This window comes from Asticcacaulis sp. AND118 (assembly GCF_020535245.1).
Lineage (GTDB): Bacteria > Pseudomonadota > Alphaproteobacteria > Caulobacterales > Caulobacteraceae > Asticcacaulis.
This window is the reverse complement of sequence record NZ_CP084911.1, coordinates 132,647-153,482: the sequence shown is the minus strand read 5'-3', so window position 1 is coordinate 153,482 and position 20,836 is coordinate 132,647. Positions and strand designations below refer to the sequence as shown.

Annotated in this window: 21 protein-coding genes and 1 tRNA gene; 16 read left to right on the top strand and 6 right to left on the bottom strand. The window is 53.7% G+C overall.

Translation table 11 applies throughout. The features are described from left to right. Positions 1 to 509: 509 nt before the first annotated feature. From LH365_RS14220 to LH365_RS14175, 10 genes are all read left to right on the top strand, one after another. Positions 510 to 887, top strand: a complete 378-nt coding sequence (locus tag LH365_RS14220) for a hypothetical protein (protein WP_226746018.1) — start codon at positions 510 to 512, stop codon at positions 885 to 887. After that, positions 884 to 2,161, top strand: coding sequence for a relaxase/mobilization nuclease domain-containing protein (locus tag LH365_RS14215; RefSeq protein WP_226746017.1), 1,278 nt, complete (start codon positions 884 to 886; stop codon positions 2,159 to 2,161). The genes LH365_RS14220 and LH365_RS14215 overlap by 4 nt, the downstream gene beginning before the upstream one ends. Positions 2,162 to 2,313: 152 nt before the next feature. Further along, positions 2,314 to 3,588: an ATP-binding protein gene (locus tag LH365_RS14210; RefSeq protein WP_226746016.1), complete on the top strand. Its 1,275-nt coding sequence runs from the start codon at positions 2,314 to 2,316 to the stop codon at positions 3,586 to 3,588. 28 nt (positions 3,589 to 3,616) lie between these two features. Next, a complete protein-coding gene (locus LH365_RS14205) occupies positions 3,617 to 4,297 on the top strand; it encodes a hypothetical protein (protein WP_226746015.1) in 681 nt (226 codons plus the stop codon). Continuing rightward, complete coding sequence (locus LH365_RS14200; protein WP_226746014.1) at positions 4,294 to 4,920, top strand: hypothetical protein; 627 nt, start codon at positions 4,294 to 4,296, stop codon at positions 4,918 to 4,920. The genes LH365_RS14205 and LH365_RS14200 overlap by 4 nt, the downstream gene beginning before the upstream one ends. Before the next feature lie 228 nt (positions 4,921 to 5,148). Continuing rightward, entirely contained in the window at positions 5,149 to 6,078 is a 930-nt protein-coding gene (locus LH365_RS14195; protein WP_226746013.1) for a hypothetical protein, read from the top strand. A 447-nt stretch (positions 6,079 to 6,525) separates the two neighbouring features. After that, positions 6,526 to 7,329 carry a hypothetical protein gene (locus LH365_RS14190; protein WP_226746012.1) on the top strand — a complete coding sequence of 268 codons (804 nt, stop codon included), beginning with the start codon at positions 6,526 to 6,528 and terminating at the stop codon, positions 7,327 to 7,329. A 127-nt stretch (positions 7,330 to 7,456) separates the two neighbouring features. Next, the gene (locus tag LH365_RS14185) at positions 7,457 to 8,275 is read left to right on the top strand and encodes a hypothetical protein (protein ID WP_226746011.1); all 819 of its coding nucleotides are present in this window, start codon (positions 7,457 to 7,459) and stop codon (positions 8,273 to 8,275) included. After that, positions 8,262 to 9,770, top strand: coding sequence for a type IV secretory system conjugative DNA transfer family protein (locus LH365_RS14180; RefSeq protein WP_226746010.1), 1,509 nt, complete (start codon positions 8,262 to 8,264; stop codon positions 9,768 to 9,770). Before LH365_RS14185 ends, LH365_RS14180 begins: the two co-directional genes overlap by 14 nt. 275 nt (positions 9,771 to 10,045) lie before the next feature. Beyond that, a complete protein-coding gene (locus tag LH365_RS14175; RefSeq protein ID WP_226746009.1) occupies positions 10,046 to 11,353 on the top strand; it encodes a hypothetical protein in 1,308 nt (435 codons plus the stop codon). A 61-nt stretch (positions 11,354 to 11,414) separates the two neighbouring features. On the opposite strand, the gene LH365_RS14170 is transcribed toward LH365_RS14175, so the two are convergent. Beyond that, complete coding sequence (locus LH365_RS14170; protein WP_226746008.1) at positions 11,415 to 11,981, bottom strand: tyrosine-type recombinase/integrase; 567 nt, start codon at positions 11,979 to 11,981, stop codon at positions 11,415 to 11,417. Between the two features lie 200 nt (positions 11,982 to 12,181). On the opposite strand from LH365_RS14170, the gene LH365_RS14165 reads away from it, so the two are divergent. Beyond that, complete coding sequence (locus tag LH365_RS14165) at positions 12,182 to 12,826, top strand: hypothetical protein (protein WP_226746007.1); 645 nt, start codon at positions 12,182 to 12,184, stop codon at positions 12,824 to 12,826. Here the strand turns inward: LH365_RS14165 and LH365_RS14160 are convergent. From LH365_RS14160 to LH365_RS14150, 3 genes are all read right to left on the bottom strand, one after another. Beyond that, entirely contained in the window at positions 12,823 to 13,641 is an 819-nt protein-coding gene (locus LH365_RS14160) for a hypothetical protein (protein WP_226746006.1), read from the bottom strand. The genes LH365_RS14165 and LH365_RS14160 overlap by 4 nt on opposite strands. Before the next feature lie 166 nt (positions 13,642 to 13,807). After that, positions 13,808 to 14,116 (bottom strand): type II toxin-antitoxin system RelE/ParE family toxin, encoded by a 309-nt coding sequence (locus tag LH365_RS14155; protein ID WP_226746005.1) that lies wholly within the window; start codon positions 14,114 to 14,116, stop codon positions 13,808 to 13,810. Continuing rightward, complete coding sequence (locus tag LH365_RS14150) at positions 14,116 to 14,358, bottom strand: type II toxin-antitoxin system ParD family antitoxin (protein ID WP_370639763.1); 243 nt, start codon at positions 14,356 to 14,358, stop codon at positions 14,116 to 14,118. The genes LH365_RS14155 and LH365_RS14150 overlap by 1 nt, the downstream gene beginning before the upstream one ends. 290 nt (positions 14,359 to 14,648) lie before the next feature. Here LH365_RS14150 and LH365_RS14145 point away from each other — a divergent pair, with 290 nt between their 5' ends. Beyond that, a complete protein-coding gene (locus LH365_RS14145; RefSeq protein WP_226746004.1) occupies positions 14,649 to 14,927 on the top strand; it encodes a hypothetical protein in 279 nt (92 codons plus the stop codon). Further along, the gene (locus tag LH365_RS18760) at positions 14,914 to 16,473 is read left to right on the top strand and encodes a recombinase family protein (RefSeq protein ID WP_226746284.1); all 1,560 of its coding nucleotides are present in this window, start codon (positions 14,914 to 14,916) and stop codon (positions 16,471 to 16,473) included. The genes LH365_RS14145 and LH365_RS18760 overlap by 14 nt, the downstream gene beginning before the upstream one ends. On the opposite strand, the gene LH365_RS14135 is transcribed toward LH365_RS18760, so the two are convergent. Together LH365_RS14135 and LH365_RS14130 are read right to left on the bottom strand one after the other, a co-directional pair. Further along, a tRNA-Val gene (locus tag LH365_RS14135) sits at positions 16,430 to 16,504 on the bottom strand. The genes LH365_RS18760 and LH365_RS14135 overlap by 44 nt on opposite strands. A 55-nt stretch (positions 16,505 to 16,559) precedes the next feature. Beyond that, complete coding sequence (locus LH365_RS14130) at positions 16,560 to 17,246, bottom strand: HAD-IA family hydrolase (RefSeq protein WP_226746003.1); 687 nt, start codon at positions 17,244 to 17,246, stop codon at positions 16,560 to 16,562. A gap of 91 nt (positions 17,247 to 17,337) precedes the next feature. Between LH365_RS14130 and glmU the strand changes: the two genes are divergently transcribed. From glmU to gor, 3 genes are read left to right on the top strand one after another with little or no spacing between them, the layout of a single operon-like run. Continuing rightward, a complete protein-coding gene (glmU, locus tag LH365_RS14125; RefSeq protein WP_226746002.1) occupies positions 17,338 to 18,699 on the top strand; it encodes a bifunctional UDP-N-acetylglucosamine diphosphorylase/glucosamine-1-phosphate N-acetyltransferase GlmU in 1,362 nt (453 codons plus the stop codon). Further along, positions 18,696 to 19,388: a ribose-5-phosphate isomerase RpiA gene (gene rpiA / locus LH365_RS14120; RefSeq protein ID WP_226746001.1), complete on the top strand. Its 693-nt coding sequence runs from the start codon at positions 18,696 to 18,698 to the stop codon at positions 19,386 to 19,388. Before glmU ends, rpiA begins: the two co-directional genes overlap by 4 nt. Positions 19,389 to 19,399: 11 nt before the next feature. After that, on the top strand, positions 19,400 to 20,776 hold the full coding sequence (gor, locus tag LH365_RS14115) for a glutathione-disulfide reductase (protein ID WP_226746000.1): 1,377 nt from the start codon (positions 19,400 to 19,402) through the stop codon (positions 20,774 to 20,776). Positions 20,777 to 20,836: the final 60 nt, after the last annotated feature.

The window sequence follows — 20,836 nt, the reverse complement described above, 5'->3', positions numbered from 1 at the left end:
GGGAGTCGTAACCGGCTGTAAGCCATTAGCTGCTGATTCTATTGAGAAATTCTGGCTTAGCGGGCCATTGAATCGTAACACTCCACCCGCACAATCGTCATGAGACCGTTTGGGGACCATTACGCACGAATGCTCAAAGCCGTTATGGGGCAACGGTTTGAGAGCATTCATGTCGATTGTGGAGGAGGAATGGTGGACCTAGACGGCGGAATATTGAAACAATTGTTCGATGTTCTGGATAACTGGGATGAGATTTTGAAGCATTCCTCTCTGGAAGATGACGGTCAAAATCTGACACCCTGTCGGCTCCAAGCACCCAGCCCTAGGCCAATACTTGGTGAGCAGATGACCACTTCCCGGCCAGCCCGAAAACGGCGACCACAGCGCGAACCCAATATCTAATTTCAAGGCGGCCTACGGGCCGCTTTTTTTATTCCCGTAACCTGAACCAAGTCCGACGCCCGCATCCCCCCAAAGATGCGGGGGCGTCGGCGTATGTCAATTACAGTATGAAAAAACCCAAAGCCCCACCCACGCGAACGCTGACGATTCGCATGGCGCTCGAATTGTATGAGCGTCTGGTGGATATGGCTGCGGGCCTGCCACTCGGCCCTTTCATACTGCATCGGGCGCTTTCATCCGATTTGCCGCTGCCGCGTGTTCGTCGGCGCAAGCCGATTGCCGACCACGCTGCCTATGCCAAGCTGCTTGGGAAGCTGGGCGATAGCGGTCTTGCATCCAACCTTAACCAGTTAGCCAGACAGGCCAATCTCGGCACATTGCCCGTCATGCCTGAAACCGAAGCCGCTCTGCAATATGCTTGCAGCCAAATCTCCGATATGCGCCGCCTGTTGGTGCAGGCGTTAGGTTTGGAGGATGAGGCATGATCCTTGAAGCGTCCAAGCGCAGCGGCGGCATGGCACTGGGCCGTCACCTGTTAAACGATCAAGATAATGACCATGTGAGTGTCCATGAGGTGCGCGGCTTCGTGTCCGATAACGTGCTCGACGCCATGAAAGAGGCGCAGGCCGTCAGCATGGGAACGCGCTGTAAGCAATATCTATTCTCCCTAAGCCTGAATCCGCCCGGACATGAAAACGTCCGCGTGGAGGTTTTTGAAAACGCCATCGAAAAGATCGAGGAACGGCTGGGCCTGACAGGCCAGCCGCGCATGATCGTCTTCCATGAAAAGGAAGGTCGCCGCCATGCGCATTGCGTCTGGTCGAGGATAGATGCGGACAGCATGACGGCAATCGATATGCCGTTTTTCAAAACCAAACTGCGGGACGTGTCGAAAGCGCTTTACCTTGAAAATGGCTGGACCATGCCGCGCGGGTTTATGGATTCCAAGCTTCGTGATCCACGCAATTTTACGCTGGAAGAATGGCAACAGGCCAAGCGGGCGGGCCTCAACGCCAAAGACCTGAAACAGGCGGTGCAGGAATGCTGGGCCGTGTCGGATGGCGTTCAGACGCTTGACCGGGCTTTGGAAGAAAAAGGCCTGTTTCTCGCGCGGGGCGACGCCCGCGCCCATGTCGTCATGACGCATGAAGGCGAAGTGTTTGCGCTTTCGCGCATGATCGGCAAACGTGCCAAGGACGTGCTTGCCAAGCTGGGTGAGCCGGACGGTTTGCGGTCGGTCGAAGAGACACGGGCGCATATAGCGGTTACACTCACACCGCGCCTGCAAGCCCATATTAAGGAAGCCAAGCGGATCGCTGCCAATCAGATGAAGCCGCTGGCGGAACAGCGGGACGCCATGAAGGCCGCTCATAAGCTGGAACGGCAAAGGCTCGATGACGGGCAGGCCGTCCGCCACAAGGCGGAAACACGCGCACGGGCTGAACGCATCCGGCACGGCTGGAAGGGCTTATGGGACCGCGTGACGGGTGAACATGCCGCCATAGCCTCACAAAACGAGATGGAAGCCTTCTTCTGCCTTGAGCGCGACCGGGCGCAAAAACAGGCTTTGCTGGAAGCGCAGCTCAAAGAACGGCAGGAATTGCAAAGAAAAATCATGGCGGCGCGGGAACGCCACGCCATGCAGGTTATGGCGCTTTATAAGGACGTGGCACGGTTTCGGAACGCACCGTCACGCGAAACCCGTCAATCATCACGCGAGCGTGGACAAGGTTTAGATAGGGGATTGGGGCTTGGATAATACTTTATCAGGCGGATTTTCATAGCATTTGGGGTTATCGCAGGATATCCCAAGCGCTTGAATGAATCGATGGAATGTGCAGAACTGCATTCCAGCCACTCCCGGTTGAACTTGTGTCGGGCTGTGGGCGTTTGTCAGGGGGCGCAGCAAAATTGGATAGTAAACCCGATATCACGGATACGCTCGTTAAGCCTGATATGGTGGCTGTTCTTGAACGAACGCACCTTAGCAAGGACCTTCATGGCTTTTTGTTGCCTACGCTTGAAGCCGTATCCAATGCCATGCACGGCTTGGAAGCCCGTTTTGGGAGTAAGGCTAAAGAGTCAGGTAAAATTGAAATCGCTATAAATGATCTTGATGACCCGAACAAAATTATGATTTCAGTGACCGATAATGGAGTTGGTCTGGATGATGATAATTATTTGTCTTTCAAAACGCCATTTTCAGGCCACAAGTTAAAGCAAAATGGTCGAGGTTTCGGGCGATTCATAGCCTTTAAGGTTTTTTATAGACTTCTGTATTCAAGTCGATATGAGTCTGGATCTGGTAATCTGAAAAGAACTTTTAGATTTGATGTTAATCAGGAAAATGAATTTATATTCAACGACGGTGACCCAGATTTTTCACACGTTGGTCTTCGTGTCGATTATAATGAACTGTTGCCGGAGTGGTTTGAACTTGTAAAATCTTTTGATAGAAAAGATATTGCTGATCATATAGGAAGTCATTTTCTTCCATATTTTCTTTATAAGTGGTTGCCAGAGATAACCATTCGTTTTGACGCGAATGAACCTGAAAGCATTACTAGCTATTTTAGAGATATTTTTATTCAATCAGAGTCTGGGAATTTTCTATGCGCGATAGATGGTATCGATGAAAGCATAGAATATTCTATAACGAAGGTTCCAAAGACCCGTTCGTTTAAAAATCACTGCTTACTATTTGCCGCTGGCGATAGAATCGTTGGCAATCCGCGTGATCTGACCAACTTGTTGGGGCAGGCTTTTTTTACAGACGAAGAAAATAACAATTATATTGTTATTGCGGTTGTGCGATCGAGTGCATTTGAACGTAGGCTCAATGATGCCCGCACTGGAATAAATATATCTCCATCGACAATTGAAGAAATTGTCTCATCTGTTGGAGATATAATTCAAAATACCGAAAAAAGTCAGATTATTAAAATTAAAACCGCTCAATCAAAAGAGTTGGAAGGTGCGTTAAAAGAAAATCCAATTCTAAGAATTGGATTGAAGGGTAGATCGGTCCACGATTACGTTTCCGGAAAGCCAAATAACTGGAAAGCGCAGGATTTTGTATCAAATCTTGCTATTGAGAGATACAGGGTGTCGCGCGATTTGTCCAAAGCTATCACCAGTGCCGCCAATAATCCCGATGATTACATGGCGAAGATAAGAGATCGTTGAAAAAATAGATGAAACCAACAAGGAAGCTTTGGCTGAATATGTTGTGCATCGAAAGAAAGTGATAGAACTCATTGAGGCTGCCCGTAAATATGGCACATCGGGTACCCATGCGCCCGAAGATACAATTCATGACTTGGTATTTAAGCGTTTTTCCGATAGCGCCGATAAAGATTATTTTGAACATAACCTTTGGCTGATTGACGATGCGCTGGCATTTTTGCCGTACATCTCCAGTGATCGTGCGATGCATGGAAAGGGCCGCAAGAAAGGCGATAAGATTCCTGACTTGGCCTTTTTTGATGACAGCTTGGTTTTGGGAGATAATGACGGCACCACTATCAACATCGTTGAGTTCAAAAGGCCAAGCCGGGACGATTATGTTTTTGGCGATATAAAGCACGACCCGGTAATGCAGGTGATTAAAACATTGGAGGATGCGACCGTTGCCGGTGGGATCGCAAAGACCGATGGGAGTCATTTCGCTTTTAGAGGGGTAGTGCGGCGGTTTGCGTATATTGTTGCGGATATTAAGCCGTCTTTGATTAAAGTGCTAAAAGGTCACGATTTTAAAAATGATTGGAACCCAGACATATATGTGCGGTTCCGGGATAATGAGCAGATTTTCATTCAAGCTATGGGTTATGACACACTGATAGCCAATGCAAAAAAGCGTAACCAAGCTTTTTTCAGTGTTTTGTTTGGCGAATGAAAAGCAATATTTACGGGGTTGCTGCGGGTTCTTATTTACACAGGGCGCGAGAGCGCCTGTTAGACGGAACAAAAGAGAGCTTATTCTATGCAGCGCTGGAGTTAAGGTGCTGTGTCGAAACCCGACAGGCGGAGTACCTTGAACATTTAAACGCCTATAAAGGCAAAAAGGTCCGCCCCTATAAAATCGGGGATAATAGAAGTAAAATTGAAAAAATCTCTGGAGGAAAGGTCATAGCAAGAATGACCTTTCATTTTGAGGATGAACTTTTCATTGGATATCATACGCCAGTACCTCTCGCGCTTGTCCAATATTGCGAACAAAAGATAGATAATTTAAGGCATGCTCAGCCGTACTATAGGGATAATGATGATCCTTGGTGGGAGGAAGTTAGGCAAGGGCTCGTAAGCAATTATCGCCTAGCGTGGATTTCGTGCAAGGGTAATATGCTTGTTCCGCCCCTGTGGGGAAATAAAGGCAAAGATGTTCATCCAATGGTATTTGATGTCGATGAGCAGTCTCGTGCTGTAATCCAGAGATTGTCTCAGCAAGCTGGGCGACAATTTAAAGCTCAAGTGGAATACCTCGAGACACCGCCGGAAGATTGGGTGTGCGACCTATAGTCGCTTTACGCCAAATGGTGGAACGCTGATACTTGTACGTCCCATAGCGAATTCTCGGGTTGACGGCATGGGCGAATCGTATCGCTGCTGACGACAGCGGAGTTCCTCCCGTGCCGTCCACAATGGTGAAGCCCATCGGGGTATGGATATTGAATTTTGTTATCCCGTCGAACATCCAATTTGCGCGGGCTAAGTGGACAAGTCAAAAGCCGCACACTGGAGGTTTCGATGAGGATTTACTTCCCATCTTTGGTGCGTCCTAAAAAGGCCACTCAAAAAATTGCAAAAAACCTTAGAAAAATTAATCTTTCTAAGGTTAGAGAGAGCATATCTGATGCTCTGGGATACTCGGATTGGCATGATTTAGAGCAATGTCATAATGAGATGCCTCCTACGGAATTCGATCAGAACTGGTCTGTTGAACGTTTTAGAGATTTTTATTCTACGCTTGCGATGCAGTTGCTGCCGTATACGCAATCGAGGCCCAGTGAAATTCTGACTGCGCTTTCATCAAGCCATTTGGCCGGAGATAAGCAATGGTCACACGATGACCATGTAGCAGTTCTATTCTCAATCTGGCGTCATCGAGGCATGATTGGTTCGGGTCGGCGTATGCCGGGTACTGTCGTTAGAATGAAAGGAAAGCCGATAACCGAGTTTGGTTATCTAACATACTACGGATATGCTTCGCATGTGCTGTTTGACACTGGTTTTGGCGATTGCGCGGACTTTGAGGTCATCACTCCCAGACATCTGCCTGCTGATTTTTTGCCGCAACGCCTCTGGCGGCCCTACGGCTTTTGGACGCTAAAGGACGGATCGGAAGTGCCGTTTTCGCGTGATTATCTTCCGCTGTGGCATGTTCGGAATGGCAAGGTTCACCTTATTGAGCCGTGGCTTCGAATTGAAGATGTGCAGATGGAGACGCACTTCGGTGCAGAGATCGGCCATTGGATGAATGTGTCTAAGGAAGCTGACGCGCTGAAATACATGGCTGATCGGCGAATTAAGGGGCTTCCGATGTTGGCGGATGTTCTGCCGGAATTGCTGGGACATGACGCCAACAGCGTAAAGGCAGGTGTTGCCAGTTTAAAGAAGAAATCCATTGCGCTCATTGCAAAGGGGCCTTGGGATTCCCATTACATGGGTCAGCATTAGACGGCATCCAATCCGCGCAGGGTTGGTCGAGTTCAGCGCCGAAACACTGACGGCTCCATCTGCGGGCGGTGGTCGTGGGATTCCAAGGGCGGCGAAAAGCCCGTTGGTCGAGGGTGTCCAGAGGGGCGCTGAATGTCCCTTTAGGTCGCATCCATATCGGAACGGTTGGCCCCTCAATCTGGAAGGTTGTGCAGGTTCAGGCGGCATGCGCATGACCATGGGTGTCGGGAGCGAGGGCCGCGCCTGACTGGTGATGAAACGGCCAGACGTTTTGCCCGGCGTTGAGTTCGGCCCGTGACCTTAAAGCCTGCCCTGGTCGTCAGACCAAGGCAGGACTTGAGTGGGAATGGGCCAGATCGAAACGGCGGATAGCTGGGGATGCAACGGGGGCGCAGCGCCCCTTGCCAAGCTCGCGGTTGTAACACAACCGACAGCTTGCAGTTAGAGATGTGCCGGGTTCTGGATGTTAGTTATGCGTCCGGTGGTCTGGTTATTTGCGCTTCGGAAAGTGCCTTCTGCGCCCATGTTCCACTGTTTTTTATCTGGCTTGAGACAGAAATTCGGGGGCTAAACAAGGTTAAAATTTTTCCGAAAACGGCTCATATTAACCTTGGCTCTAAATCTGATTTTCAGGGTTATGGTTTATCGAGGGTTAACCCAGAACGGGCGCTGCGCAGCTTTTTCACCCATCTGACACGGGCCGGATTTTTCGAATCTGTCCGTCCTTTCTCCATGATATTTCGAGGGTTTGTCATGTCCAAGAACGATCTGCGCTGTTCGTCCTGTATTCACGCTTATTGCGGTTGCCTCGATGCGGCCAACGACAATTTCAAGCGAGTGGTTAAGATTATCCCGGATCGCTGGCGCTTCCGTGACCGCGAATTTATGCATCAGGTGATCCGCGCGTTGATGGCGCTGGGTTTCCCGCGCCGGGACGTGACGGAGTTCTATGCGGAAGCCTTGCGGGACTTTGACGGTATTCTGCTGCGTGAAAGCGGCGAACTGGTCGAAGTCGAAGGCCTGCCAGACGATGATTTTTTCGGGCAGGATTTATCCTACACCTGCATCCGGGACATCTGGGAATATGTCACGCTCGCCCCGGCGAACGATCCGTCGCTGCGCCTTCAAGCGCGGTGTGAGCTTTTGACCGTGGCGCTGCGCATCAAGCGCCCGGGCCTGTTGCCATTGCCGGGCGATGCCAGACGGGCCGCACACACCATGACATTAAAAGAAGCGCGGCAACGACGCTGACCTTCTTTCCACCGATCCACAAAGGGCCGCGTCCGGTGTAATGGGCGCGGCCCTTTTTCATCCCCCCAAGTTTCAGAAAACGCGCTGATACACCGCTCCCGTCACCAACCCACGGCGGGAGCCTTATATGAACGATCAACCCCAAGACCATGAAATCGCCCTGCGCTACGGCGCGGACGGCCCGGAACAAACCAAGGGTGCGCCGGCGGATGCTGACGCGCTGAAAGCCAGCGGCACGCTGACCACCACGAAGGGCAACGGACGCAAGGACGTGTCGCCTGCCATTGCGGCGTTGTTCGCGTCCCTTCTGACCATCTTCCTGTTTGTCGGCGCGGAAAAGTACTTCCCCTTCGACTGGAAGCCCTCCGACATCGTTAAAACCTATGAATCGTTGGTTCAGGAGGAAGTGACGAAGGCGGTCAAGCGCTCGGAAGCCAAGTTCACGGTGCGCCTCGATGCCTACCGCCAGCAAAACGAATATAACTACCAACTGGAACAAAAGCGTTTCGACGCCAATGTCCAGTTTCTGGCCGAAACCTACAAAGGTCAGTGGGAGATCGTCCGCATTCAGGCCGAAATGCTGGCCCGGATGCAGCAATATCTTCAACATGTGACAGTGCAGCTTAAGCAGGCGGTACAGTCCGGTGATGTCGGTATCGTCAATCTTTCGCGTATGTGGGGCCGCGTCCTGAACCTTGCCGCGCCGGGCATGGGCGATTCCGCTCTGTCTTATTCTGAACGACTTGAGCGTGAACTGATGGCGGAACTTCGGGACACAGCAAAAGTGGATATGAAGGCTTTAAGGGGTCTGCCATCAATGCCGACGCCGGACGAGTATATCGCCAAGCTGAACGAACTGCGCCCGAAGCCGCCTCTGCCGCTTCCCGTGTGGGCGGAAGATGACGCCATCCCGGAAGAAGATGGCGCGATCCATGAGAAGCGGTAACGGCTTTCTCGGACTGGTGCAGGGATTGATGTCCCTGTACCAGTTCTTCTTCAACCAGTTGCAGGCCGCCCGCGCCGAAAAGAAGGCCAAGGAACTGGAAGCCTTCATGGATGAGGCGCAAGCATCCGGTCAGTTGGGCGACGGTCGGCTTGCCACCATGAAAGATGCCGAACGTGCTGGCCTTTTCAACATGAACGGGCTGTATCTAGGTACGTTCAATGGGCGTATGGTGTTTTTCAACGGCGACGGGCCGTTGCTGACCTACCTGCGCACGGGCGGCGGCAAGGGCATCAATTATGTGCTGCCGAATCTTGCCCATGTGCGTGACCGCAGCCTTATCGTAATCGACGTCAAGGACGGGGAAAACGCCTTTGCCACGTATCGACTGCGCGCTTCATTGCCCGGCCACACCTGCATCTGCCTGAACCCGTTCGGCCTGCATGATCTGCCGAATACGCGCATCAATCCGCTGCAAGTCCTGATCGACATTGTAAATGCGGGGCGCAAGATCGACACGGAAGCGGCTGACTTGGCGCATATCCTGTGCCCGGTGGTGAAAAACGAACAAACATGGCCGCGTGACGGGGCCATCGATTTTCTGTCCGTGACAATGGAATATCTGGCCCATCTGGATCAGGAGAATTGCAATCTGGCGGGGCTGTGGGCGAAGGTGCAGGCATCCGACGAGGATATGGATACTACGTTCGTCATGATGGAAAGCTGCGGCATTACGGGGATCGCCCGCCGCGCCGCCGCCATGCGCTCGATCTTCCAGAACGCCGTGACGCAGTGGGCTGCGTATAAGAGCGTCCTGAATAAGGCCGTGACTGCGTTCGAGGCGGAAAAGAGCCTCGCCAACGCTACGCTCGTCAATGAGTTCGATTTTCGCCGTCTCAAGCATGAGCCATGCACAGTTTATATCATGGTGCGGTCCGACAAGCTGGATGTTGCCGCACCGTGGATCAGCCTGATTATCAATGTGGCGATTGAAGCGATAGCCGCCGAACGCGGCCCGTTGCGCACCACTTTATTGCTTGACGAGTTTGCGCAGCTTCCCCCCGGACATGCGTTTATGCGGACGCTCCGCCTTTATCGCGGGAAGGGCGTGCAGCCTTGGGTGTTCTCGCAAGGTCGCCAGTCGCTTGAGGGAAAATGGTCGAAGCCCGACGTGCTTGAGATCGAAGATCAGGCCCAGTGCTTCACCATGAAGGATACACAAGACCCGGCGTTGTTACGGGATATAAGCCTGTGGTCCGGCAATATGACGGTGTTAAGCCAAGGGCAAAGCCATAGCGGGGGCAAGCTGGAAGCGGCCAATGCGTCACTATCTGAAAGCAAGCGCCCGGTGCTGCAATCCGAGGATGTGCTGGCGCTTGGCAATAGCCAGATAGTGAGAATCGCCAATCAGCCGCATTTGTTTGTTATTAGCACGCGGCCCTACTTCAAAATCGCTCCATGGATGGTGTGGATACGCGACGTGCGTTCGATCCACTAAGCTCACGATGCTCTACCATCAGCGGGGGAACGCCTTTCATTTTAAGCAACTTTTTGCGACGGTTGCAAACGCGCAACATTCGCGCGAATTAAGGATTTGGCGATTGCGGTGCTTCGATAGTTCTGGGAAGCTCAGGCGGGGGAACATCCTTTAAAGATACATAGTGTGCGATTGCCGCGATTCCGAATGCGATAGCTGTCGGGATTGCGGCTCCGATTGCCATGACTTCCAACGCATCCTTAACGCTTAAATGGCGTGCATCTGGAGAACTTGCCATGAAAAGCAACCTTTCGAGTAACTCATCTTTAAAGTTAGATTATTTAAGTAAATTTATTAGTATATTTGGATGGTTGCTGGCAATAGGTTTCTATTCCTACTCTGTCTTGTCGTATAGTGTACCAAGTTCGGCTGATGTATCTGGGGGTGATTATTTCAAGGAAAATTTAGATTCATTCAAAATTTCAATGCTTGCCTTGCTTTTTGGCTTTGCTGGTGAGCGAATATCAATGGTTGTAGCGGATATGGCGCGTGAAAAACGTCAAGATAATTCTCATTCTGAACTTATCAGTGCCATTAGTTCTTCTGCAGCAATTCAATATGTCGGCCCAAGTAACTCTGTGAGAACTGAGCTTTATAAATCAATATTAAATTCAACTTCTGTTAAAAACACATTTTTAAATGTTGGTGGTGCGCCGGGAATAAGCTCCGCAATTGAAAATGATATTTGTGGAATATATGAGAAGTTTTTATCAGCCGACAATTCTAATAGTTGGAGCGACATAATTAGCGTTAACGAGCTTCACGATTTTCGCCATACAAGGATTTTTAAAAATAAATCTGATGCCTGCGGAGAGCATAGGATTTCAGTTATAAAAAGTACGATGCCTATTATAAATTTTATTATAATAGAAAATTCTCAAACTAGATTTAAAGAGGTATATTTTGGTTGGGTTTATGATAAGGCGAAGACTGTAACTAGTGTTTATAAGTCATCTGATCAATCTATAATTGATCTTTTTGAACTTCATTTTGACATTCTCTGGAGGGAGAAGGCATCTGAAACTTGGTCTGTGGATTATTCAAAAGATATTCATACGCGCGGCCCAAATCGACGTTTCATAGTGAATAAGGCGGGAATTTGGGTTAATACCTTAATCGGCCCTAACAATAATATTGTAAATCACGCGGTGATACGCATAAATTTTGGAAAAAATGGGCCGCTTATAGAAGGGGTTATAATTGAATCGGGAAAAATAAAGCACATAAGGCATGTGGATTTTATAAATTCATTTGATAAAACATTAATTGAATATAGTGAACTTTCAAATAGCGGAGTTTCAATTGGGTTCTGCTTATATAAATTTATTAAACAGAGGGATGGGGATATAATTAAAGGATATCTTGTGGAGCCGCCTTCACTTTCTAGGTCTTTTATATTTGGAGTTCGTTCTGGAGTAAATGATGTGGATTTCAACAATATAGAAGAAGTTTCTGGTATAATTGAAGGTAAGAAAGATTTGATAGAATCCTTAGTCAAAAAGGAAATTCATCTGAAATCTGAAAATGACGGGAGTAGTATATAAGGGAATATTGCCTTCATTCGATCATGTTCATAGTGGCATTGAACGTGTGAGTGATAGTTTTTTACCACATCCGGTCCGCAAAATCCCGCTCCTCCTGCCCCACGGCGTCGAGGTAGATGCTGGTCGTGACGATTGAGGCGTGGCCTAGCCAGCGCTGAATCAGGTTCGGCGGCACGGCGCGGGATGCGGCACGAATGCCGAAGCCGTGGCGCAGCCCCTTACACGATGCCATCGGGCCTTCCACCTTCGCCAATCGCATGACATGCGTGACGGCCCGCCATGCGGTCGCACGGCACATGGGAAACAGTCGCTCATTGCCGATGGGCGGCAAGCCTATCAACAATTCAACAAGTTCTATCGGAATTGGGACTGACCGGAAGGCGGGCCGTCTGCGCTTCAAGGTTTTGAATGTGAGGCTAGCTTGCTCGATGTCCAGATTATGCCGCGTTAAGTTCAGCGCTTCGCTGACCCTGCATCCGGTATAGGCCAGCACATAACAAAGGGCGCGTATGTGCGGGGCCATGCGGTCGGCGGCGTCAAGAAAGCGCTGACGCTCGGCCTCGTTGAGGTATTTGCGCCTGCCGCTGTCGTCGTACACCTGCCATGGGGAAAACTGGATAAACGACACGGCGGCCTCCGAAGTTGCAACATTATCGGCAATAGTGTTGCGGTGAAAAAAGTTGAGTGATGCAGAAATGCGCCGCCAGATACGAAGCGGTAAAATATTAACTCAATAATCAAACTAATTGTTAAACAAATCAAGCAACTAAATTGCCGATACGGTTGCATGCTTGATAAGCCATCCCGGTATTTCTTGCGGGTGGTTTCATGTCTGTTCTTCCCAAAATCTGTGTCGGTGCGGGTGCTTTTGCGGCTTCGTTGTACGCTTCATCTGCGGCGTTCGCGCTTGAGCCAAAGCAATGCTTGTCGCTCGATAAGATGAAGGCGGCGCTGGCTGCGGAAGGACAATCCATCCTGATTATCGGGGACCGCAAGGTGATCAATGATGCACCGGAACTTGAAACTGGCGTCCGGGTCACGCGCTATATGAATGCCGTGACCTCGAACGCGGATTTCACGGTGGGGTATCAGATTGAAGGCGATCTGCCCCGCGTTGAAAAGTCGGCAAATGTCTGTGTTAGGGCGAAGCTGGCCAATATCAGGCTATATGACGCCCGTAAGCCCGGCACGCGCAAAGCGTTCCTGTTCGGCGGCAAGTTCGATGCGGAAGTGCGGGAAAAAGAAACGGCGGGTACGCGGCCCGTTATTATCGCGGACACCGTTCATACCGCCAGCGACGGTACGCAACAGCATGGATTGCCTATGGTCATGTTCTGGCATCCGAAAGGGCATAGCGCGACAATCTACGCCGTAGGCGTCGGCAATGAACCCCGCTTGCTCGTCTTTATGGGCGATACAGAGTTGAGCGCCAGCGCGGTGAAATGGCTCGATCAAACTGGCGGTGCGCGTTAGCCCAATAGGCTTAAATCAGGCGCAGCGAGTGGCGCGGGTGCCGGGCGCTTTTCCGGGTTATCCAGCGGCACGGTAGCGGCATTGGCCTTTGCATGATGCGCTGTCATATTGGGCGCGGACGCGAATATCTCTGCGCCATCGCCCACGGACTGGGTTTGCTCCATATGCAGCGGCTTTTCGGCGTCCAGTTTCTGGTTGCCTGCAATTCGCTGTTCGTTCAGTTCCGGCATGATCTTGTTAAACTGCGGGTCTTTCAGGGCCGCATCGACTTTAGCCTGTTCTTCCTTGGTCCGTTGGTTTTCAGGCTTGGAAAGTATCGTCGCTAAATCGGCCAGTTCCTTGGCTTTGCGCACAGCCTCTTCGCGGCTGTCGCCGTCTTTCATGAGGCGGTTTACAAGCCAGTCCTGCATGCGTTTATCGGTTTGCAGGCGCATGCCCAGTTCGCCCCATTCCGCGCCCGTCAAAGCCACACCGAAATATTCATGCTTGGTGCGCGACCATTCCGCTTGTTCCTGTGTCAGGGCGGAATATGACACCGCCATATCTGACAGCTTCTCGCGGTCGTCCTTCTCTTTTTCTTCGGCGACAAGCGTGGCATTCGGACCGGACTTGGACAGTATCAGGTTTTCCGCGCCTGGCTGGTTCAGGGCTGCATTGGCTTCGATAGATGCGCGAAGGGCGAAACGGTCGCTTAGGCTGCGACCTTCAAAAATCGCCGTCGCCACGGCCGTGGCGAGGTCGGGTTGCTGTCCGTCCTTGTTATTCTGTTCGCCGGACACCAACCCGACTGAAACTTTGCCCTCATTATCCGCCATGCCCCTATTTTAGGCTGGGCGGGTTAAAATGGGCTAATATTCCATAAAATTTGAAATATTTTCCTGAAGTTTTACAGATATTTGCGAATGTGCTATCTACTGCACTTATTATAGGGCGCGACGGTGAACTGTCGGAAATTATTGGTGAGGGCGCGTAGTGTATTTTTCAGTCTGTTCCTGCGAGATCGCCCATCCAGTCTTCATTGCCGTGGCGTACACGAATAACGATGACGGCGTCTTTGCTGGCCTGATAAATCACGATATGCGAACGGTGTCTGTAAATCCTCACGGGAGGGCTGTATTCTGACCGTTCACGCGCTATCTCTGGATTGTCGGCGATAAGATCGAACGCGCTTGTTAATCCGGCAATGTATTGGTCAGCTTGTGTCGGGGACCACGTATAGGCCGAATAAGTCCAAATATTTTCGAGATCGCTTATAGCGGCGGGGGTAAGGTGGTAAGGCTTGTTTCCCATTATCCAGCCGTACGGGTATTCATCCGCGCAAGAAAAGAATCCCGGTCGAACGGTTGCGGTGCGCCGCTTTCGAGCCCCTCGGTAATGAGCTTCTGCATCGCAGAAATTTTATCGGCGCGTTCCTGATCTTTGCGGATAAGGTCACGTACATAATCGCTGGCATTGGCATAGCGCCCGCTTCCAGCTTGCGCCTCTACCCAGTCCTTCATAGGTTCTGGCAGGGAAACATTCATTGTCGCCATGATGGTAACTCCTCTTTACCCATTATCCAGTTTTTGGCAAAGTTTGTCAAATTTTGTCAATCGAGGCGAGTAAATTTAAAGCTATTGAATTTTATAAATTTTTAGTTCAGTATATAGGAAGAAATACCCAAACTGCGTCCAAGCTGTCCCTGTTTCAGGCGACGGCTTTTTTATTGGCTTAGACCATCCCCCCAAATGGGAGGCGGGCGCGGGTTAAACCTCCACAACCCTTTGATAAACGGTGGCAGGCGTTCTGATTAAGAGCGCATACCTCCGGGAAAATGCGCCTTATGACGATCAACCTTGCTGACCATCTACACCTTGTCGATTGCATTGAGGGTACGGCGGAAGAGAAGGTGGCCTATCTCGAAATCTTGAGCCTGATCGCCTGCTTCGCGGTTTACACCGAACAGGGCTATTCGATGAACGGCCTCGATCTGGGAAGCTCTGTCAAAATCCGTGACGGTGTGGACGCCGATCTGTTAGACTCTAAGGACACAGACTTCACAGGAAAATTCAATACGACAGGCCGCGACGGTACAGAGAAGGGACAACATGAGAACGAATGAACAGCGTATTGCCTTTATCTATGCCCGCGTTTCCAGCAAGAAGCAGGAAAAGTTAGGCCATGGCCTCGACTCGCAAACCGCGACAGGTCGGGAATTCGCTGAACACCGGAACCATCAAGTGGTTAAGGTGTTTCGTGAGGCCATTAGCGGTGCGCGACATGGCCGTCCTGCGATGAAAGAGATGCTAATCGCGCTGCGCCAGTATAAAGCCAGAGGCATTCGCGTCGTCGTCATTATCGACCATATCGACCGTCTGGCACGGGATTACGAAGTTCACCGCGATCTACGCCGCAAAATCAGAAACGCAGGCGGCGACCTTGAATGTCCATCTATGGAGTTCCGCGACGACATCGATAGCGAATACGTCGAAGGCATTCAGGCACTCAATTCCGAATATCAGCGCAAGAAAAACGGCGAACAGGTCATTAAGCGGATGCGAGGCCGTTTATTGGATGGGTTTTACGTCTACAACGCGCCTGTCGGTTATGATTATATTGATACCGAGCGTGGGAAAATCCTTGTGCCGCAAGAGCCTGTGGCTGGCGTCATTCGCGAAGCTTTGGAGGGCTTCGCGTCGGGCCGCTTCGCCACCCAAGCCGAAGTGCGCCGCTTTCTCAATAGCCGGGCGGAGTTTCCAAAGGATAGCACGGGGCGCGTCCATCATGCGCGTGTCCCTGAACTTCTCAAGCGCGTGGTCTATTCGGGCTATGTCGAAGCGCCGGACTGGAATGTGTCTTTGAGAAAAGGCCATCATGAGCCGATTATTTCTTATCAGACGTATCAGCGCATTCAGCAGCGTTTGGCCGTGCCCGTTCACGCGCCCGCGCGGAAAGACTTCAATGAAGATTTTCCGCTACGCGGTTCCGTTTGCTGTGCGGATTGCAATGCGCCACTTCGTGCCGGATGGACAAAGGGGCGGGTGTCCTATCACGCCTATTATTGCTGCCACACGAAAGCCTGTGCCAGCTACGGCAAGTCGATCAGGCGCGAAAAGATCGAAGGTGAGTTTGAAGCCGTACTCGATACCATCCGCCCGGCTCCGGCATTATTCGATGCCATGCGCGTCCTTGTGAAGGTATGGTGGGAAAAAGTGGAGGACGATTTGCGCAAAAGCGCGGTCACACTCAAGGACGATTTGATCAAGCTTGAGAAGAAGGCGGAAACGCTCATCGATCTTGTGATCGACGCGACCAGCTTGGAAACCCGCACGATGTACGAAAAGCGGCTGCGCGATATTGAAAAGGAAAAGGTTGCGATCCGTGAGAAGATCGACCGCAAGCGGGAAAAAACACCGAGTTTCGACGGCGCTTATAGAACCGCCATGCTGTTTCTCTCAAACCCTTCTATTCTTTGGAAAAGTCCGGTTTTGGAGAACAAGAAAGCGGTGTTGAAACTGGCTTTTGCCGCCCCACTGATTTATTCGCGTTTTGACGGTTATAGAACCGCAGAAACCACCTTGCCGTTCAAAGTGCTGGCGCAGTTTTCAGATGGGGAGTTAGGAATGGTGGACGCGACAGGGATTGAACCTGTGACCCTTCGCGTGTGAAGCGAATGCTCTCCCGCTGAGCTACGCGTCCATCCAAAGCAGGGAGCGCGCTTATTAGTCGCTGCGCGCGACCCTGACAAGAGCTTTTATCGCACAATCCGGGCGATGGCTGTGGGCAGTTCGTCGAAATGATGGATCAGGGCGGCGGGCGACATCTCTTCCATCGGCGTGTCGCAATAGCCGAAGCTGACCAGCACGCAGGGCACATGGGCGTTCTGCGCCGTCAGATAGTCGGTCTCGGAATCGCCGATCAGCAGCATCTTGTCCAGCGGCAGGCCGAGATCGTTGGCGCAGGCCTTCAGGTGGACGGCGTCAGGTTTCTTCACCGGCACGCTGTCGGCGCCGCGCACCGAGCCGAAACGCCCGATCAGGCCCAATCGGGTCAGCAGCAGTTCCGACAGTGCCGTCGGCTTGTTGGTGCACACGGCCAGCTTCGCGCCGGCGGCGGCCAGTTGATCGAGCACAGTTTCGAGGCCCGGGAAGGCGTGGCTCTCCTGATCGATACGCTCACGGTAGAGGTCGAGGAAGCGTCCGACCATCGGCAGTTCGGCCTCTTCGGTCAGCGGCACATGGGCCGCCGCAAAGCCGCGCTGGATCAATGAGCGCGCGCCGCGCCCGACCAGACTGCGCGCCGCTTCATAGGGGAAGGGCGGCACGTCGTATTCGGCAAGGATGGTGTTCAGTGTGCCGATAATGTCCGGCGCGGTTTCCACCAGCGTGCCGTCGAGGTCGAAGGCGATGCCGTATCCGCTGAGGTCGGGTAGGGTGGTCATGTGCAAAATCGCTCCGGCTGTTGATTTTCACGTTCAATTCGCCGGTGCTTTGGTCTAAATCGGGCCGAACGGCAACAGGTGAATCGAAACAATGAGCCAAAACCGCAAACGCGCCGCGATCATTCTGGCGGCAGGTCAGGGCACGCGGATGAAATCACCGCTGCCCAAGGTGCTGCACCGGGTCGCCGGACGGGCCATGATGGACCTGGCCATCGACGCCGCCGAGGGGCTGAACTGCGAGCGCATCATCGTCGTGGTCGGCGCGCATTCGCCTTCCGTAGGCGACAGCGCGCGCAAGCGGCTGGGGACCGATAGCGTCGTGGTACAGGACCCGCCTCTGGGGACCGGCCATGCGGTGCTGGCGGCCAAGGCGGCGCTCAGCGATTTCGATGGTCAGGTCGTGGTCTCCTATGCCGATTGCCCGCTGATCGACACGCAGACGCTGAAGACCGTCTTCGATCTGGCCGACACGTCCGATCTGGCCGTTCTGGGCTTCGAGGCCGCCGATCCGGGGGCCTATGGCCGCCTGGTCATCGAAGGGGCCGACGACCTCAGCGCTATCGTCGAGGCCAAGGAGGCGACTCCGGAACAACTTGAAATCCGCGCCTGCAATTCGGGCGTGCTGGCGGCGGATCGCGCCACCCTGTTTTCGCTGCTGGATGAGGTCCGCAACGACAATGCCAAGGGCGAATATTACCTGACCGACGTGGTGGGCCTTGCCAGAGAACGCGGTCTGCATCCCAAGGTCTGTTTCGTGTCCGAGGAAGACGTCACCGGCGTCAATTCTCAGGTGGAACTGGCCTTTGCGGAATCGATCTGGCAGTCGCGCCGCCGCACCGCCCTGATGCTGGGCGGCGTGACCATGCCGGCCCCGGACACGGTCTTCCTGTCGTGGGATACGCAGATCGCGCCGGGCGTGGTGGTCGAGCCCAATGTCGTCTTCGCCGAAGGGGTGAAGGTGGCGTCAGGAGCGGTTATCCGCGCCTTTTCGCACCTTGAGGGGGCCGTGGTCGCCGAAGGCGCGCTGATCGGCCCCTATGCCCGTCTGCGTCCCGGCGCCGACATCGGCAAGGACGTGCATATCGGCAATTTCGTCGAGGTGAAGAACGTGAAGATAGGCGAGGGGGCCAAGGCCAATCACCTCAGCTATCTGGGCGACGGCGAGGTGGGTGCGAAGGCCAATATCGGCGCCGGCACCATCTTCTGTAACTATGATGGCTATTTCAAGCATCGCACGGTGATCGGCGAAGGGGCCTTCATCGGTTCCAACGCCTCTCTGGTCGCGCCGGTGACCGTGGGGGCCGGGGCCATTACCGGGTCGGGCTCGGTGATCACTCAGGATGTCCCCGCAGACGCGCTGGCCTTCGAGCGCGCGCAACAGACCGAGAAAACCGGATGGGCAAAGGCCTTCCGGGAACGCAAATCCGCAGAAAAGGCGGCATTGAAAAGATGAGCGCAGAGATTCAGAAGCAGGCCGCCGGGCTGGCGGCTATCGACCATATTCGCGACGGCATGAAGGTGGGGCTCGGCACCGGTTCGACCGCGGCGTGGTTCGTCAAGGCGGTCGCCGACGCGGTGCAGGGCGGTATGAAGCTGACCCTCGTGTCCACCTCGAATCAGACGACGCAGATGGCGCAGGCGCTGGGGCTGGTGATCAGGGACATCAACGACGTGGGTAAGCTCGATGTCTGCGTCGACGGCGCGGACGAGATCGGTGAAGGGCTGGCCCTGATCAAGGGCGGCGGCGGAGCCTTGCTGCGCGAAAAGCTGATCTGGGAACTGGCCGACCGCTGCATCGTCATCGCCGATGCGGCCAAGCATGTCGGCACGCTGGGGGCCTTCGCCCTGCCGATCGAGGTGGACCCGTTCGCCTATAAGGGTACGATCAACCGCATCTGCGACGTGCTGAGCGAATTCGATATCGCGAAGATGCCGGTTTTGCGGAAAAAAGGCGGTGAGACCTTTGTGACCGACGGCGGCAATCTTATCTTCGACGTGCCGTGCGGGGTGATCCACGATCCTTCCGGACTGGCCAGCGCGCTGAAAGCCACCACGGGGGTCGTCGATCACGGCCTGTTCCTCGACCTGGCCGACATCGCGCTGATCGGCACCGACAACGGCGTCGATGTCCTTCATCCGTAAGAAAGCCTGACATGTCCAAATTCGACTATGATCTCTTCGTGCTGGGGGCCGGCTCCGGCGGGGTGCGCGCGGCGCGCCTGAGCGCGCAACTGGGCCTCAAGGTGGGCGTGGCCGAAGGCGACAAGCCCGGCGGCACCTGCGTTCTGCGTGGCTGCGTGCCCAAGAAGTTCATGGTCTACGCCTCCGAAGTGCCGGAGCAGGTAGCCTATGCGCGTGGCTTCGGCTGGGAGGCGCAGACGGGCAGGTTCGACTGGACCAAGTTCCGCAACGCCAATCAGGCCGAGGTGTCGCGCCTGTCAGACATCTACGCCGCCAATCTGGTCAAGGCCGGGGCGGACCTGATTCCCGCCTGGGCCAGGATGACCGGGCCGCATACGGTGCTGTTAACGCCGACCAATGGCGACGACGCCTATGAGGTGACGGCGAAGACCATACTGATCGCCGTCGGCGGTCACCCCTTCGTGCCGGAAGAGGTCGAGGGCTGCGAACTGGCCATCACCTCTAACGAGATGTTCGGGCTCGACAAGCTGCCGAAGTCCATCGCCATCGTCGGCGGCGGTTATATCGCGGTGGAGTTCGCCGGGGTGCTGAACGGCTGGGGCGTCGATACGCACATCCTCTATCGCGGCGACCAGATTCTGCGCGCCTTCGATCAGGAAGTGCGCGAGCACCTGACGCAGGAGATCGGCAAGAAGGGCATCAAGGTCATGTGCCACGCCGATCCGAAAAAGCTGGAAAAGACCGACAAGGGCATCAAGGTCACCCTCACCGACGACACCGAACTGACGGTCGATACAGTGCTTTACGCCACCGGCCGCCGCCCGCATACGGCGGCACTGGGGCTGAAAGATATCGGGGTCGAGCTGGACCGCGACGGGGCCGTGATCGTCGATGCGTACTCACGCACGGCGGTCGAACATATCTTTGCGGTGGGCGACGTAACCAATCGCTGCAACCTGACGCCGGTGGCCATCCGCGAGGCCGTGGCCTTTGTCGAGACGGCGTTCAAGAACAATCCGACCGCCTACGACTACGCCAACATCCCGACGGCGGTGTTTTCGCAGCCGCAGATCGGCACGGTCGGCCTGACCGAGCAGGACGCCGTGGCGCGCGGCATCCGCGTAGACATCTACACGGCGCGCTTCAAGCCGATGAAGACCGCCTTCGTGGCGGGTGAGAGCCGCACCCTGATGAAGCTGATCGTCGATCACAAGACCGACGTGGTGCTGGGGGCGCATATGGTCGGGCCAGACTCGGCCGAGATCATCCAGATGGCGGGCATCGCCGTGAAGGCGGGACTGACCAAGGCCCAGTGGGACGCCACGTGCGCCGTCCACCCGACGGCGGCGGAAGAATTCGTTACGCTCAAGGACAAGCGCATCGCGTAATCGCTGTTTATACCTCCCCGGCTATGCCGGGGAGGGGGACCATCGAGCGCAGCTAAGATG

What these genes read in the sequence shown, in the direction of transcription:
- rpiA (WP_226746001.1), top strand. Translation starts at nt 18,696, where the DNA reads ATGAGCGCAGAGATTCAGAAGCAGGCCGCCGGGCTGGCGGCTATCGAC.
- LH365_RS14155 (WP_226746005.1), bottom strand. Translation starts at nt 14,116, where the DNA reads ATGGGAAACAAGCCTTACCACCTTACCCCCGCCGCTATAAGCGATCTC.
- LH365_RS14145 (WP_226746004.1), top strand. Translation starts at nt 14,649, where the DNA reads ATGACGATCAACCTTGCTGACCATCTACACCTTGTCGATTGCATTGAG.
- LH365_RS14130 (WP_226746003.1), bottom strand. Translation starts at nt 17,246, where the DNA reads ATGACCACCCTACCCGACCTCAGCGGATACGGCATCGCCTTCGACCTC.
- LH365_RS14200 (WP_226746014.1), top strand. Translation starts at nt 4,294, where the DNA reads ATGAAAAGCAATATTTACGGGGTTGCTGCGGGTTCTTATTTACACAGG.
- LH365_RS14190 (WP_226746012.1), top strand. Translation starts at nt 6,526, where the DNA reads ATGTGCCGGGTTCTGGATGTTAGTTATGCGTCCGGTGGTCTGGTTATT.
- LH365_RS14215 (WP_226746017.1), top strand. Translation starts at nt 884, where the DNA reads ATGATCCTTGAAGCGTCCAAGCGCAGCGGCGGCATGGCACTGGGCCGT.
- LH365_RS14175 (WP_226746009.1), top strand. Translation starts at nt 10,046, where the DNA reads ATGAAAAGCAACCTTTCGAGTAACTCATCTTTAAAGTTAGATTATTTA.
- LH365_RS14185 (WP_226746011.1), top strand. Translation starts at nt 7,457, where the DNA reads ATGAACGATCAACCCCAAGACCATGAAATCGCCCTGCGCTACGGCGCG.
- LH365_RS18760 (WP_226746284.1), top strand. Translation starts at nt 14,914, where the DNA reads ATGAGAACGAATGAACAGCGTATTGCCTTTATCTATGCCCGCGTTTCC.
- LH365_RS14165 (WP_226746007.1), top strand. Translation starts at nt 12,182, where the DNA reads ATGTCTGTTCTTCCCAAAATCTGTGTCGGTGCGGGTGCTTTTGCGGCT.
- gor (WP_226746000.1), top strand. Translation starts at nt 19,400, where the DNA reads ATGTCCAAATTCGACTATGATCTCTTCGTGCTGGGGGCCGGCTCCGGC.
- LH365_RS14160 (WP_226746006.1), bottom strand. Translation starts at nt 13,641, where the DNA reads ATGGCGGATAATGAGGGCAAAGTTTCAGTCGGGTTGGTGTCCGGCGAA.
- LH365_RS14195 (WP_226746013.1), top strand. Translation starts at nt 5,149, where the DNA reads ATGAGGATTTACTTCCCATCTTTGGTGCGTCCTAAAAAGGCCACTCAA.
- LH365_RS14150 (WP_370639763.1), bottom strand. Translation starts at nt 14,358, where the DNA reads ATGGCGACAATGAATGTTTCCCTGCCAGAACCTATGAAGGACTGGGTA.
- glmU (WP_226746002.1), top strand. Translation starts at nt 17,338, where the DNA reads ATGAGCCAAAACCGCAAACGCGCCGCGATCATTCTGGCGGCAGGTCAG.
- LH365_RS14220 (WP_226746018.1), top strand. Translation starts at nt 510, where the DNA reads ATGAAAAAACCCAAAGCCCCACCCACGCGAACGCTGACGATTCGCATG.
- LH365_RS14180 (WP_226746010.1), top strand. Translation starts at nt 8,262, where the DNA reads ATGAGAAGCGGTAACGGCTTTCTCGGACTGGTGCAGGGATTGATGTCC.